Origin of the sequence: Roseinatronobacter alkalisoli, assembly GCF_028745735.1 — a bacterium.
Classification (GTDB): Bacteria; Pseudomonadota; Alphaproteobacteria; order Rhodobacterales; family Rhodobacteraceae; genus Roseinatronobacter; species Roseinatronobacter alkalisoli.
This window is the reverse complement of the sequence record NZ_JAQZSM010000005.1, coordinates 108252-121880: the sequence shown is the minus strand read 5'-3', so window position 1 is coordinate 121880 and position 13629 is coordinate 108252. Positions and strand designations below refer to the sequence as shown.

Genomic DNA, 13629 nt, shown 5'->3' with positions numbered 1-13629 from the left:
TATGCGACTTTCGACTATGGGTCCGGATGCGTCTGGATCGACTCCCATAGCTGATTGAAACTGGCGCGCAGCAATCGCGGGCGCAGGCACAAAGCCGCGCCTTCGGTGGGCCGGGTCTCCGTCTGGTCTGATCCGCCTCTAAGCGCCCGAACCGTCAGTGCGGTATTCAAGCAATGCCTTTATCAGCAGGGCAATCACGGCAATCACGGTCAGGGTCGATGCAGCAGCAAATGCACCCACCGCATTCAGGTCATTGAACAACAATTCCACATGCAGCGGCAGGGTATTTGTCTGGCCACGGATATTACCCGACACGACGGACACACCGCCAAATTCGCCAACTGCACGCGCCGTGCATAGAACCGCACCATAGAGAAGCGCCCATTTGATATTGGGCAAGGTGACGCGGGTGAATATCTGCCAGCCCGATGCCCCCAGCGTAACAGCGGCTTCTTCCTGCGCGCTGCCCTGTGCCTGCATAAGCGGCAGGACTTCACGCGCGACAAAGGGGGCGGTTACAAACATGGTGACCAGCACAATGCCGGGCAGTGCGAACATCACCTGCAGGTCATTGGCCTGCAACCACGGTCCCAGAATCCCCTGTCGCCCGTAAAGCAGCAGATAGCAGATACCCGCGATAATCGGCGAAATGGAAAACGGAATCTCGATGATGGTCACCAGCAACCCGCGCCCCGGGAAGCGGTGCTTGGCCACAGCCCAGGCAGCGGCAATGCCGAATGCCACATTCAGCGGCACAACAATTAGGGCGGTCACTGTGCTAAGCCAGATGGCATGCAGCGTCATCGGGTGCAGGATATTGGCGGCATAGACCTGCCACCCCCCTGCGAAAGCCCGCACGAAGATAAAGACCAGCGGCGCCGCGATGAACACCAGCGTCAGCCCTACGGCAAGCGCAATCAGCACTTGCGGGCCGCGGCGGCTTTGTCCGGGCAGATAGGTCAGGGCGGCACCACTCATTTCTGGCCCTCGCGGTAGCGTGCTGCCCAGAATTGCAACAGGTTTGACGCCAGCAGCAGAACCAGCGCAAAGCCCAGCAGCACCAGCGCAATGGCCGCAGCGCCGTTATAGTCGTATTCTTCTAGGCGGATATAGGCCAGCAGCGCCGCGATTTCCGTGCGGAAGGGCAGGTTTCCGGCGATGAAGACGATCGCACCGAATTCCCCTAGCGAACGTGCGAATGCGGTGGTGCATCCCGCCATCCATGCAGGCAGGATGGCGGGCAACACGACCCGGCGGAAAATGGCGAAGGGGCCCGCGCCCAGTGTCACCGCCGCCTGTTCCAGTGCCGGGTCCAGATCTTCCAGCACAGGCTGCACTGTGCGTACCACAAACGGGACCGAGGTGAAGGCCATCGCCAACACAATACCCCAGATCGTATAAACCACCTGAATTCCCGCCGCTTCCAGCACCTGTCCGAACCAGCCATTGGCGGAAAAAAGCGCTGTCAGTGACAAGCCCGCCACCGCCGTCGGCAGCGCAAAGGGCACATCCATCATGGCATCCAGCAACCGCTTGCCGGGGAATTCGTAGCGCACCAGAACCCAGGCCATCAGCAGACCATAGACAGCATTGATGACGGTGGCGATGGCGGCAGCCGTAAGTGTAATCTGAAATGCCGCCACTGCCCGCGGGCTGGAGATGATCTGCCAGAACCGCGCCGGTCCCATCTCGGCGCCCTTCAGGATCAGGGCCAGAACCGGGATCAGCACGATCAGCGTCAGATACAGCAATGTCGTGCCAAGGCTTAGGGTAAAGCCCGGCAAAACACGCTTGGCGCGGATCGGTGGTGCAATGGCGGCGGTGGTCATGGCGTCACTGGTTCACAAACACATTGTCCAGCCGCGCACCTTCGGCGAAGTGGTTTTCCTGAATGGCATCCCAGCCGCCGAACACCTCATCCACAGTGACCAGACGCAGATCGGGCAGCTGGTCGGCAAATTCTGCCGCCACATCTTCATCGACGACGCGGTAATAATGCTGCGCGACGATGCGCTGCGCGTCGGGCGTATACAGCCATTCCAGATATGCATTGGCCAGTTCAGTATTGCCATTGCGTTCAGCAACTTCCGCCACGACGGCGACAGGAAATGCCGCAAACAGGCTGACCGAAGGGGTCACACGTTCCAGCCCGGCATCGGCATAGGCTTCTGCGATCCCGCCGGTTTCGGCCTCGAACGTCACCAGAACATCGCCAATATTACGTTCCGCAAAGGTCTGGGTCGCCCCGCGCCCGCCAGTGTCAAACACAGGCACATTGTCAAAAATGGCCTTCACAAAAGCTTCGGCGGCGTCTTCGTCCCCGTCATTCTGTTCCAGCCCATAGGCGAAAGCGGCCAGATAGGTGTAGCGCGCGTTGCCACTGGTGCGCGGGTTTGGGAAAATGACCTGCACATCGTCGCGGGCCAGATCATCCCAGTCATGGATGTCCTTGGGGTTGCCATCGCGCACCAGAAACGCGGGCAGCGAATACCAGGGAGAGGCACCATTGGGCAGGGCATCGCGCCAATCCTCTGGCAGCAGACCACCTTCGGCCAGCACTTCGATATCGGTTTCCTGATTGAAGGTCACGACATCCGCGGGCAGCCCTTCAAGGATGGCGCGGGCCTGCCGCGAGGTGCCGCCATGGCTTTGGTCAATCGTGACTGTGCGCCCTGTGGTTTCCTGCCAATGTTCGGCAAAAACAGGGTTCAGCGCCTCGAACAGTTCGCGGGCAATGTCGTAGCTGGTGTTCAGCAGACTGTCCTGTGCAGCAGCGGGGGACGCCGCGATGCCCAGGGCAATGGCTGCGGCACGGAACGGGAATACAGTCATCGTGACTTCTCCTTGACAGGTTCAAAACCGGGGGATCGTACCGAGGTGGTGGCAATGCCACGCTCGGCGGGAAAGATGGTGCCTGCTTCGATCCGCAGGCGGACAGCGGCATCTGGGGTCAGCGCATCGGCATTGGCCGTGCGCCGGGGTACATCAGCTTCAGCTTCACCCAGGGCGGGGTGGGACAGAACAAACCGCAGATGTGCGCCGTTGCTGATACGCGACGCAATGCGCCACGGCGCACCGGCATCCGGGATGAGCGTTATATCTTCGGGGCGTGCAAACAGCCGGGCGGGGCCATCCGGTAGCGCGCGCCGCGGCAGCGCGGAAATGTCCAGCCCGGACGCTTCTGCGCGCCCGGAATTCAGCGTGACCGGAAATTCCACCGTCGCACCCATGAAACGCGCAACAAAGGGCGTAGCTGGGTGGTCATGAATGGCATCGGCATGACCAATCTGTTCAATCCGCCCTTCACCCATCACCACCACACGGTCGGCCAGTTCAAAGGCTTCTTCCTGATCATGGGTGACAAAGATTGTGGTTGACCCCGTTGCATCATGCACGCCGCGCAGCCAGCGCCGCAGATCGCGCCGGATGGCCGCGTCCAGCGCACCGAAGGGTTCATCCAGCAACAAGACCGCCGGTTCAATCGCCAAGGCCCGCCCCAACGCCACACGCTGGCGCTGCCCGCCCGATAACTGACCGGGGAAGCGATCGGCCAGATGGGTGATCTGCAGGAAATGCAGCATCTCATCCACTTTGGCGGCGATCACGGCTTTGCCCGGGCGTTCCGAGCGCGGGCGCACACTCAGCCCGAAGGCGATATTGTCGCGCACGCGCATATGCGGGAACAGCGCATAATGCTGGAACACAAACCCGATGCGCCGGTCCTGCGCTGCCAATTGCAGCCAGTTCTGGTCATTGACAGCAAGCCGCCCTGCATCGGGCCATTCCAACCCGGCAATGATTTTCAGCAGCGTTGTCTTGCCAGACCCGCTTGGTCCCAGAAGGGCGACCAACTCGCCCTTGCTGACCTCAAGATCAACCCCGCACAGGACATCTGTCTGCCCGAACCGCTTTGTCAGCCCGGAAATGGCAATAGACATTTGGCGCAATCCCTTTGTTTCACGTTGTCACCTAGATACGGCGCACAGACAGGGCAATAGGCCCGCATGACCTGCATGATCAAAGCGCGCGGCGGAATTTCCGCTGCGTTCCTTTGCGCAGAAACACCAGCGCAACGGCCCAATGCAGTGCATGAATTTTTTCCGAATATGGGATAAATTTGTGGGGATTGTTCTTATTTTCCGGTCAGCATGCCGCATGTGAAAACACATGTTCCACCCTGCCCCACACGACAGGTTCAGCCAAGCGCCTTGACGGTATATTCAGGCGTTCCGTTCCAGACCATTTCCCAAGATGCGCCGGGCCGGACATTCTGGATGGCATTTGGTTCAAAGCAAACCAGACATCTGCCCCCAGCAACAGGGGTTCTGACCGAAGGATAGATCAGCCCACGCGACCCGTTGCGCCGCAATTCACCCGCCAACATCTGCCCTGCGGGGTAACCGATCGCAGGATCAGGGTGAAGGGCGGCGTGGTCCGGTTCATCTGTCAAATCATCGAAAACGCCTATAAAATCGGCCAGCAATTCCACATAGCGGGCCTGATCATGGAATGACGCTGTGAAACGCAACTCTCTGGTCCGGTGCCAGGCGACTTCCGCAACACACACCATGACATTCCATGCGCAATACCATGCACCCCGCGTCTGGGCGTTGAACCTGTTGCCGCCCGCGCGCGTATAGGTGAAGGCGGCGTTGACATGGGTTTCGCCATAGATGCGCAAATCCTGCGCGCGCCGCCGCCAGGCCAGTTCGCGCGGGTCAATATCGGGGTTGCGGCCACGTTCTGCCTGCAAGCGCGCGCTGGTCATGCCTTCAATCCCGGCAAGTATTTCAAGCTCATCATCGGAATCCACCAGGCCGCGCAGGGCGGGTGGTTTGTGATAGGTGGCGGGCAGCAGCCGGACCAGAGCACGATCCGACAATTCGGTGCGCTTCATGCGCCACCCCGCAGCGCATCAAGATAGGTGCGGATCGCCAGAATCTGCGGCAATCCACCATCAATCGCGGTGTCAATGGGACGTGCTCCACTGAAAAGCGGGCCAGTATTGGGGCGGGTGAACCATGTCCTTGCCAGCGGTTCGGAAAAATACAGCTCCAGCGATTTGAAAATACCGATCACGGCGCTTAACCGCAAAAGCTGGTCCTTGGTCAGATCGCCCGCAAATCCCGGCTTTCGCGCGCGTTTCCATGTGCTTTCGGACATATCGGCCAGCGCTGCGGCGTCCTTTTGCGTTAATGACCAGATATCAACAATCCGCGCATAGGCTTTCAGCGCTATTGCGGTAATTTCGGCTGGTTCGCGGGTTTGGGCGGTGATCTGCATATCTGGCCTCCTAGCATCATAAATAGATCATATGAACCAGATGTAAAGATCATATGAACATTTTTATCGTGCTTGTCAGGACAAACTGCCGCTGTGCACTGTCGGCGCGATGCCCTGCGCCACGCTGCGGACCAGATCAAGGAAAAGCGCCTGCGCGGCCGTCGGCACCCAATCCACCCGGCAGGTCAAGCCAATATCGCGACCGGCCCAGTCTATGCCCGTCCGGACCCGCGTCAACAGCCCCCGCGCGATTTCAGCTTCGGCCTGCTGCGCGGATATGCAGCCAAGCAAATCGCTACGGTTCAGCAGTTCACGCATCAGCAATATGGACCCGCATTCCACAATACTGTCGGGCAAAGGTAGTCCCCGGTCCAGAAACAGCGCGTCAAATTGCGCGCGCGCGGGCACCCCTTCGCGCGGAACAACCCACCCATGGCGCGCCAGTTCATCAAGCGCAATATCCTGCCTGCCCGCCAGCGGGTGCTGCGGCCCGGCAAGAATGGTCAGACGGTCGGAAAACAGTTTTTCCTGCACAACATCTTCAATCGGCAGGGGATCGCGCAGGGCACCGATGATCAGATCGATATCACCCCGCCGCAACCCCGCAAGCATCTCGTCATAGGGGCCATCGAATATCCTGACGCGGTGCCTGGGGCGCAGGGCACGGAACCGCGCAAGGGCTTCGGGCAATATGACGGTCCGCGACAATGGCAGCGCCCCCACCACGATATGCCCGGCATCGCGGCCATCGAATTCGGCCAGATCGCCCTCTGCCTGCTCGAATTCAGCAAAGGCCAGACGCGCGGCCTGCGCCAGACGGCGGCATGGGCGGGTTGCCACCATCCCGAAGGATGTGCGTTCAAACAGCACCCGCGCCGAGGCTTCTTCGATCTGGGTGACCGCCCGGTGAACCGTTGGTTGCGCAAGGCCCAGATGATGCGCCGCAAGGGTGAAATTCTGCGCCTCTGTCATGGCGATCAGGGCCTGAAGCTGCGAAAGGGTTGCGGTTACCGTCAGCCGTGGGGCGACGTCATGCAGCGCACTATCCAGCCGGTCCATGGCGCGGCGGATGCGCGCTTCGAATATCCGCCCGCGATCTGTCAGAAAGAACCCTTGGCGTGTGCGCTGGAACAGCCCGCCCCCCATGGTGCGTTCCAGCTTGTTCAGCGATTGGGTGACGGCAGGCTGCGACACCCGGCACCGCCGGGCGGCGGCGGACGGAGACCGCAATTCAGCGACTGCCAGAAAAACCCTGAAATGCCGCAGATTATGCCTTGTCATAGCCTGCCCAGTATCCGGTCCATACGCACCAGAAGATCATCGTCGCCGGGGTCCAGTTCAAGCCCGGCAATCTGTGCCTGCCACTGCGCCGATGCTGCGCTCATGCCATCCGGCAGACCAAGCGCGGCCACGGTCGCAGCGACTTCGCGCATCTCAGACGCGCGCCTTGCCCCGTGAACGATCATGCGTTCCAGATTGTAACTGGCACGCGCGCGCCAGTTGATGTCCGGATCAGACCGTTCAAGGGAGGCAAGAACCTGCTCTTCAACCCCGGCGCGGCGCGCAGCAAGAAAACATTCCGCACTTAATGCTTCCATCCCCTTGATTATGACCGACCGCAGCATCTTGATGGAGGACGCCTGCCCGACCTTGTCCCCGGCAATGTCCGGACGCATGGACAGCGCGGCCAGCGCATCAATCGCGGCGGCGGCATGCGGGCCTGATACCAGCATGGGCACAAGGTGGCGCTTGGGGTGAACAGGGGCCATGATCGCCACATCGACATAGCGCCCACCGGCGGATTCAATGATCCTTGCGGCCTGTGCCTTGGTGTCAGGGGCGCAGGAATTGCAGTCCAGCCACAGCGCGCCCGCCGCCAGACAAGGCGCGGCAGATTGCGCCGCGACCAGCGCCTGATCGGCTGTAACCACGCTGAACACCAACCCCGCCCTTTCAAGCGCGGCCGCCGGATTAGCAGCCCCGTCAACGCCATGGGCCTGATACTGCGCCTGCATCGCGGCGCTGGTCATCTGTGTCTTAATATCGAAGGCGGACACATGCGGCGGGCGCGCATCCCCCCAGCCAACCAGAAACGCCCGCGCCGCTTCGCCAAAACCTATGAACGCCACGCGGTGGGGAAGGTGGGATTGCGTCATCTGTGCGACTCCATGTCATTGAACAGTAACGCCCCGGACAGTGCCGCATGGCTACGGGATTCACAATTTACTATAGCTATTTCTTATGAGATTGGCCATGCTTCAAAACCGCCTTCGCAAAGCGGAAATCTGCGGGCGGCTTTGCGCGACAAGCGCTAATCCATCTGCCGGACAGCCTGCGCCATGACCTGGCCCAGCGTGATATGAGCGGTGGCCGACAAATGCACGCCATCAATGTCTGACACCTGCACATGCGCGCCCGCATCCACGAACCCTGCACCCAGTTCCTGCGCCAGCGCTGCAATCATCGACCCAAGGCGATGCGATTTTGCTGCCCCGCCCGCCAGCCGTTCGGCCGCTGCGCCCAGTTCCGCAACGGGGGCAGGCGCAACCAGAAGAAGCCGGGGCGCGCGCTGATCAGGGCCTGCATTGCTGGCCAGCACACGCTGACCCAGCACGCGCAATCCATGCTCAATATCAGTGGCACTGACCGCATGCAGCACCTTCAGGTCATTGGTGCCCAGCATCAGGACGAACACATCAATGGGCGCATGGCTTTCAAGAATGGCAGGCAACAGGCGCGCGCCGTTCTTATGCGCGCCGTCAAACGGGTTGTCATGGCAGGTGGTGCGACCGGGCAGGCCTTCTTCGATCACATGCCAGTCAGGGCCAAGCACTGCCGCCATGCGCCCCGGCCAACGGATCTGGCGGTCATAGCGTGTCCAGGGGCCTGTTCCCGCATTGGGCACGGACCCATAGGTGTTGGAATCCCCAAAACACACCACCACCGGCATTACAAAATTCCCTGCGCCGATGGCCCTGTAAGGCTGCCTTCGAACCCAAGCGCATGCGACGCCGCCTCGCCCGCCGCGATCAGCAGGGCCACATATTCGGACCTGCGCGCATCCTCGAACCGGAAAATCGGAAAGGCAATGCTGATCGCGGCGACTGAACGGCCCATGTGGTCCAGCACCGGCACGGCCATGCAGCGCACGCCTGCCTCGCTTTCTTCGATTTCCTCTGCGACGCCCAGACTACGATACTGACGCAGCAGGGCAATCAGTGCGTCGACATCTGTGACAGTGCGCGGCGCGATCTGCGGCAATGGCCCCTGCCCCAGTCGGTCGCGCACCTCTTCCTCTGGCCGCCAGGCCAGCAGGGCCTTACCCAACGATGTCGAATGTAGCGGGTTGCGCAGCCCCAGTGTGGATTTCATCGACAGGCTATAGGCGGAATCGTATTTGTGAATATAGGCAACCTTCTGTTCACGCTCATCCAGTATGCCCAGATTTATGGATTCTCCGGTTGCGCGCGACAGCCGCCCCATTTGCAGATCCGCCACCCGCAGCAGGTCTGACTGCCCGTTCAGGGACCGTGCCCCAAGGCTGAACAGTTTCAGTGTCAGGCGAAAGCGTTCGGTATCGCTGTCCTGTTCAACATAGCCAAGGTCAATCATCGTGTGAAGCAACCTGTGCGCGGTCGCTTTTGATGTCATTGCGTGCTTGGCAAGATCGGCCAGGCTGACCTGCCCATCCTGTACCAGCGCTTCCAGCACCGCAAACACCTTCAGCGCGGCGGCAACATTTTCGGTTTTTGAAACTGATTCGGCCATGTCACACGTTCATATTTTCTGAAACATCATTTTGAAATGTTTAGCATTGCCTGTCAAGAAGCCAAACCATATTAGCCTTACTCACTGATATTGCTAATTTTAATGGGCATTCAGATGGCAGAAATTTTTGGTTGCGAGCGTTTGATAAATATGCTTTCCTAATTTATGAAACAGCGTTTCAATAATGTCGCCCCGAGAATTGACAAGGAATCACTGCCCATGCACCCGCTTTTGCGTCAGAAGAATCGGTTCATTTCCCGGCAGGATGTTTGCGGGTTGATTGATCGGCTGACTGAAAACCTGATCTCTATCACGGATGACACCGGCGAATTCCTGTTGCGGCTGGAAGATGGCCGCGTGATCGACACCAAGGGCTGGGCTGGCTGGGAATGGACGCACGGAATCGGCCTGTATGGGCTGTTCAAATACAGTCAGACCACCGGCAACGCACGTGCCCGCGCCATTATTGACGACTGGTTTGCCGCGCGGCTGGCCGAAGGCACGCCTACCAAGAATATCAACACTGTCGCGCCCTTTCTGACACTGGCATGTCTGTATGAACAGGCGCCGAACCCCGTCTGGCGGCCCTATCTGGAAACATGGGCGGAATGGGTGATGTATGACATGCCGCGCACCCGTGAAGGGGGTTTGCAGCATATCGTCTATAACAGCGTCAATGACCAACAGATGTGGGATGACACCCTGATGATGAGTGTCATGCCGCTGGCCAAAATCGGGCTGGTTCTGGACCGACCGGAATTCGTGGAGGAAGCGAAATATCAGTTCCTGATCCACGCCCAGTATCTTGCCGATACCAGAACCGGGTTGTGGTTTCATGGCTGGTCGTTTGACGGCAATCATAATTTTGCGCGCGCACTTTGGGCGCGTGGCAATAGCTGGATCACCATCGCCATCCCCGAATTCATCGAACTTCTGGACCTGAAGGAAGGCGATCCGCTGCGCAAACACCTGCTGTCGCTGTTGCGCAGACAGGCGCAGACACTGGCGCAGACCCAGCATGAAAGCGGGCTGTGGCACACGCTGATTGATGACCCCGACAGCTATCTGGAAGCATCAGCCACAGCGGGGTTTGCCTATGGGCTTCTGAAAGGGGTGCGCAAGCGCTATCTGGACCCCGAATTCCTGCCCGTGGCCGAACGCGCCATCAAGGGTGTGATCGACAATATCAGCGCGGATGGCGAATTGCAGCAAGTGTCCTTTGGCACTGCAATGGGCGATGATCTGGATTTCTACCGCCAGATTCCGCTGACATCCATGCCCTATGGGCAGGCCATGGCAATGCTGTGCCTGAGTGAATTCCTGCAGACATATGTTTGACAATCGCAGGGCCATTTTCAGCCCCGCATCCAGTCCCGACGGAGGAGGAGAGGACACATGAAACTTACCCGCAGAACCTTGATGGGCAGCGCAGGCGCCGCAGCCGCCCTAGCTGCATTTCCCGCAACCCGCAGCCTTGCACAGGACCGGCGCGTCCGGCATTTCTGGTGGGGCAACCCCACCCGCGATGAACGCACCTTCCGCCTGATCGAACAGTTTCAGGCCGCAAATCCGGGTATCCGCGTATCAGGCGAAGCAATCGGCTGGGGCGACTACTGGACCAAGATGGCAACCCAGACCGCAGGCGGCAACATGCCGGATGTGGTCCAGATGGATCATGGTTTCATCAATGAATATGTCAGCCGCGGGGCGCTGTTGCCGCTGGATGAATATGTCGGCAACGGTTTGCGGCAGGATCATTATGATGCCGGGGCAAATGACGTCGGCACGATTGGTGGCAAACTTTACGGCATCAGCATCGGGTCCACCAGTCAGGCGATCCCCTATAACCAGCGCATTTTCGACGAAGCGGGCATCGAATTCGATCCGCTGACCTGGACGACTGATGATTTCGCGGCGATCTGCGCACGCATCACCGAACATTCCGGTGGCGCTGTTACCGGATCCGAAGACCTGTCGCTGTATATCGAGAATTTCGAAGTCTGGTGTCGGCAGGCAGGGACCGACATGTACGACGCTGACGGCAATCTTGTCGTGTCCGAAGACACCGTGCGGGAGTACTGGGAATTCTGGGGCGAATTGCGCGCCGCCGGGGTTGTTGAAGGGCCGGATGCCACTGTCCAGCTTGACAAGGGCATGAGCGAGCTGGGCATCGTGCGCGGGACATCCGCAATGACCTTCCGCTACGCCAATCAGGTAGGCGCAGTCCAGAGTCTGATGACAGACCCCGTGGGCGCAGCCATGGTGCCCCATCGTGCGGGCATGGATTACGGGCATTTCGTGCTGCCGTCGATGTTCCTGGCCATGACGCGCGATGCGGGCGACAAGGACGCGGTGATCGCCTATATCAACCACTGGATCACCGCCCCGGAAGCCTTTGTCACGCTTGGACTTGATCGCGGCATTCCGCCAAGTGAGTTGGGCCGTGAAGCACTGCTGCCGTCCCTGTCTGATGTAGACACCCGCGTGATCGACTATTTCAGCGCCATTCAGGACAAGATCGGGCCAACCCCGACCAGCAAACCCAAAGGCGCGGGCGAAGTGCGTGACAATTTCATGCGTACCGGCACCGACGTGGTTCTGGGCTATGTCCCCGCAGCAGAGGCCGCAAGCCGCTTCATCGAGGATGCGGGCTTCATCCTTGAACGCGCGCGCTGACCTAACAGCCAATAACGCGGCCCGCATGCAGATGCGTGCGGGCCGTTCCATTCGTCAAAAGGCCCCGTCTTGCTGAAAGGCCCCATCTTTCTGAAAGGCTCTGTCAGATGCGCCGATTTTTCCGCCGAAACGCCGCTGGCTATCTGTTTCTGACCCCGTGGCTTGTGGGGTTTTTCCTGCTGGCGCTTGGTCCCATTCTGGCCTCGCTTTACCTTGGGTTCACACGCTATGACATGGTGTCCGATCCCCGCTGGGTCGGGCTGGATAATTACCGCTACATGTTCGAACGCGACCGCCGTTTCTGGAAAGCGCTGGAAGTCACGTTCACCTATGTCGCACTGGCGGTGCCGCTGCGTCTGGCAATGGCGCTGGCCGTGGCCATGCTGCTGGACAAGGGGCTGCGCAGTATCGGGATGTATCGCGCGATTTTCTATCTGCCGTCGATTCTGGGCGCGTCCATTGCCATCGCCATTCTGTGGCGGGCCATGTTCGGCATTGACGGGGTGGTCAATCAGTTTCTGGCGCTGTTCGGCATTCAGGGCATCGGCTGGATCACCACGCCATCAACATCGATCTATACAATGGTGGTTCTGGCGATGTGGCAGTTCGGCTCGCCCATGCTGATATTTCTGGCTGGGCTGCGCAGCATCCCACGCGATCTGTATGAGGCGGCCGAAATAGACGGCACATCCAGACCGCGCCAGTTCTTCCGCATTACCCTGCCCTTGCTGGCGCCGGTGGTGTTTTTCAACCTGGTGCTGCAGATCATCGAGGCGTTCAAGACCTTCTCCTCGGCATTCATCATCTCGAACGGGACGGGCGCACCTGCCGACAGTCTGCTGTTCTACACGGTCTATCTGTTCAACGAAGCATTCCGCTTTTTCCGCATGGGCTATGCCTCGGCGCTGGCCTGGGTTCTGCTGGTCATTATTGCGGTCATCACGGCAATTGCCTTCGCGACGTCAAAATACTGGGTGCATTATGAAAACGAACGCGACTGATCTGGCCGCAGGCGCAGCAGAACTTGCCCGCGCCGAAGCCCGGATGAAAGCCCGCCGCAAGACGCGCGAACGTCACGCGCGGTTGCTGAAACATGTGTTCCTGATCGCGCTGTCGGTGATCATGCTGTATCCGCTGCTGTGGATGTTCGCATCATCCCTGAAACCGGAAGCGGAAATCTTCTCGGGCCTGTCGCTCTGGCCTGCGAAACCGCAATGGTCCAACTATACGGAAGGCTGGTTCGGGCTGCCGGTTTCATTCACGCAGTTCTACTGGAATTCCACCATTGTCACGGTGCTGTCGGTCATAGGCAACCTGATATCATGTTCCTTCGCGGCCTATGCCTTTGCGCGGTTGCAGTTCAACGGCAAGACCCTGCTGTTCGGGCTGATGATGATGACACTGATGATCCCCTATCATGTCGTGCTGATCCCGCAATACGTGCTGTTTCTGAAAATGGGCTGGGTGGACACCTATCTGCCGCTTGTGGTGCCGCGCTTTCTGGCGGCGGACGGGTTCTTCATTTTCCTGATGATGCAGTTTTTCCGCCAGATCCCGCGTGAACTGGATGAAGCGGCCATGATCGACGGCTGTTCGCCCTTCAAGATTTACTGGGCGGTCATCCTGCCGCTGTCGCTGCCCGCCATGGCCACTGCGGCCATCTTCTCGATGATCTGGGTGTGGGAGGATTTTCTGGCACCACTGATCTATCTGAACGACATCGACAGCTATACCGTGCCGCTGGCACTGCGCCTGTTTCTGGATCAGGAAGGCCAGTCGAATTATGGACAGATGTTCGCAATGTCGGTCCTGTCGCTGGTTCCGGTGCTGATTTTCTTCGTGCTGTTCCAGAAACTTATCATCCGCGGCATCGCAACCTCTGGCATGAAATAGGAATTGAAC

Annotated in this window: 14 protein-coding genes; 4 read left to right on the top strand and 10 right to left on the bottom strand. The window is 59.4% G+C overall.

Annotation, left to right across the window (positions count from 1 at the left end):
* Window positions 1-138 precede the first annotated feature (138 nt).
* From cysW to PUT78_RS07660, 10 genes are all read right to left on the bottom strand, one after another.
* Window positions 139-978 carry a sulfate ABC transporter permease subunit CysW gene (gene cysW, locus PUT78_RS07705; protein WP_274351672.1) on the bottom strand — a complete coding sequence of 280 codons (840 nt, stop codon included), beginning with the start codon at window positions 976-978 and terminating at the stop codon, window positions 139-141.
* Window positions 975-1829: a sulfate ABC transporter permease subunit CysT gene (gene cysT, locus PUT78_RS07700; RefSeq protein ID WP_274351671.1), complete on the bottom strand. Its 855-nt coding sequence runs from the start codon at window positions 1827-1829 to the stop codon at window positions 975-977. Before cysT ends, cysW begins: the two co-directional genes overlap by 4 nt.
* A 4-nt stretch (window positions 1830-1833) precedes the next feature.
* Entirely contained in the window at window positions 1834-2832 is a 999-nt protein-coding gene (locus PUT78_RS07695) for a sulfate ABC transporter substrate-binding protein (RefSeq protein ID WP_274351670.1), read from the bottom strand.
* Window positions 2829-3938 (bottom strand): sulfate/molybdate ABC transporter ATP-binding protein, encoded by a 1110-nt coding sequence (locus tag PUT78_RS07690; protein ID WP_274351669.1) that lies wholly within the window; start codon window positions 3936-3938, stop codon window positions 2829-2831. Before PUT78_RS07690 ends, PUT78_RS07695 begins: the two co-directional genes overlap by 4 nt.
* Window positions 3939-4195: 257 nt before the next feature.
* Window positions 4196-4897, bottom strand: a complete 702-nt coding sequence (locus PUT78_RS07685) for an RES family NAD+ phosphorylase (protein ID WP_274351668.1) — start codon at window positions 4895-4897, stop codon at window positions 4196-4198.
* Entirely contained in the window at window positions 4894-5283 is a 390-nt protein-coding gene (locus PUT78_RS07680) for an MbcA/ParS/Xre antitoxin family protein (RefSeq protein WP_274351667.1), read from the bottom strand. Before PUT78_RS07680 ends, PUT78_RS07685 begins: the two co-directional genes overlap by 4 nt.
* A 75-nt stretch (window positions 5284-5358) precedes the next feature.
* The gene (locus PUT78_RS07675) at window positions 5359-6564 is read right to left on the bottom strand and encodes a LysR family transcriptional regulator (protein ID WP_274351666.1); all 1206 of its coding nucleotides are present in this window, start codon (window positions 6562-6564) and stop codon (window positions 5359-5361) included.
* Window positions 6561-7439, bottom strand: a complete 879-nt coding sequence (locus PUT78_RS07670; RefSeq protein WP_274351665.1) for a DUF1932 domain-containing protein — start codon at window positions 7437-7439, stop codon at window positions 6561-6563. Before PUT78_RS07670 ends, PUT78_RS07675 begins: the two co-directional genes overlap by 4 nt.
* Window positions 7440-7594: 155 nt before the next feature.
* On the bottom strand, window positions 7595-8233 hold the full coding sequence (locus tag PUT78_RS07665; protein WP_274351664.1) for an SGNH/GDSL hydrolase family protein: 639 nt from the start codon (window positions 8231-8233) through the stop codon (window positions 7595-7597).
* On the bottom strand, window positions 8233-9051 hold the full coding sequence (locus tag PUT78_RS07660; RefSeq protein ID WP_274351663.1) for an IclR family transcriptional regulator domain-containing protein: 819 nt from the start codon (window positions 9049-9051) through the stop codon (window positions 8233-8235). Before PUT78_RS07660 ends, PUT78_RS07665 begins: the two co-directional genes overlap by 1 nt.
* Window positions 9052-9270: 219 nt before the next feature.
* Between PUT78_RS07660 and bglB the strand changes: the two genes are divergently transcribed.
* The 4 genes from bglB (at window position 9271) to PUT78_RS07640 (ending at window position 13620) form a co-directional block, all read left to right on the top strand.
* A complete protein-coding gene (bglB, locus tag PUT78_RS07655) occupies window positions 9271-10389 on the top strand; it encodes a beta-galactosidase BglB (RefSeq protein ID WP_274351662.1) in 1119 nt (372 codons plus the stop codon).
* Window positions 10390-10446: 57 nt separating this feature from the next.
* On the top strand, window positions 10447-11727 hold the full coding sequence (locus tag PUT78_RS07650; RefSeq protein ID WP_274351661.1) for an ABC transporter substrate-binding protein: 1281 nt from the start codon (window positions 10447-10449) through the stop codon (window positions 11725-11727).
* Between the two features lie 107 nt (window positions 11728-11834).
* The gene (locus PUT78_RS07645; protein ID WP_274351660.1) at window positions 11835-12728 is read left to right on the top strand and encodes a carbohydrate ABC transporter permease; all 894 of its coding nucleotides are present in this window, start codon (window positions 11835-11837) and stop codon (window positions 12726-12728) included.
* Window positions 12709-13620 (top strand): carbohydrate ABC transporter permease, encoded by a 912-nt coding sequence (locus PUT78_RS07640; RefSeq protein WP_274351659.1) that lies wholly within the window; start codon window positions 12709-12711, stop codon window positions 13618-13620. Before PUT78_RS07645 ends, PUT78_RS07640 begins: the two co-directional genes overlap by 20 nt.
* The last annotated feature ends 9 nt before the right edge of the window (window positions 13621-13629 follow it).

Excerpts from the sequence above, each read along its gene's own strand:
- PUT78_RS07640 (WP_274351659.1), top strand. The coding sequence starts at position 12,709 with ATGAAAACGAACGCGACTGATCTGGCCGCAGGCGCAGCAGAACTTGCC.
- PUT78_RS07675 (WP_274351666.1), bottom strand. The coding sequence starts at position 6,564 with ATGACAAGGCATAATCTGCGGCATTTCAGGGTTTTTCTGGCAGTCGCT.
- PUT78_RS07685 (WP_274351668.1), bottom strand. The coding sequence starts at position 4,897 with ATGAAGCGCACCGAATTGTCGGATCGTGCTCTGGTCCGGCTGCTGCCC.
- bglB (WP_274351662.1), top strand. The coding sequence starts at position 9,271 with ATGCACCCGCTTTTGCGTCAGAAGAATCGGTTCATTTCCCGGCAGGAT.
- PUT78_RS07645 (WP_274351660.1), top strand. The coding sequence starts at position 11,835 with ATGCGCCGATTTTTCCGCCGAAACGCCGCTGGCTATCTGTTTCTGACC.
- PUT78_RS07690 (WP_274351669.1), bottom strand. The coding sequence starts at position 3,938 with ATGTCTATTGCCATTTCCGGGCTGACAAAGCGGTTCGGGCAGACAGAT.
- cysT (WP_274351671.1), bottom strand. The coding sequence starts at position 1,829 with ATGACCACCGCCGCCATTGCACCACCGATCCGCGCCAAGCGTGTTTTG.
- PUT78_RS07650 (WP_274351661.1), top strand. The coding sequence starts at position 10,447 with ATGAAACTTACCCGCAGAACCTTGATGGGCAGCGCAGGCGCCGCAGCC.
- PUT78_RS07665 (WP_274351664.1), bottom strand. The coding sequence starts at position 8,233 with ATGCCGGTGGTGGTGTGTTTTGGGGATTCCAACACCTATGGGTCCGTG.
- PUT78_RS07660 (WP_274351663.1), bottom strand. The coding sequence starts at position 9,051 with ATGGCCGAATCAGTTTCAAAAACCGAAAATGTTGCCGCCGCGCTGAAG.
- PUT78_RS07680 (WP_274351667.1), bottom strand. The coding sequence starts at position 5,283 with ATGCAGATCACCGCCCAAACCCGCGAACCAGCCGAAATTACCGCAATA.
- cysW (WP_274351672.1), bottom strand. The coding sequence starts at position 978 with ATGAGTGGTGCCGCCCTGACCTATCTGCCCGGACAAAGCCGCCGCGGC.
- PUT78_RS07695 (WP_274351670.1), bottom strand. The coding sequence starts at position 2,832 with ATGACTGTATTCCCGTTCCGTGCCGCAGCCATTGCCCTGGGCATCGCG.
- PUT78_RS07670 (WP_274351665.1), bottom strand. The coding sequence starts at position 7,439 with ATGACGCAATCCCACCTTCCCCACCGCGTGGCGTTCATAGGTTTTGGC.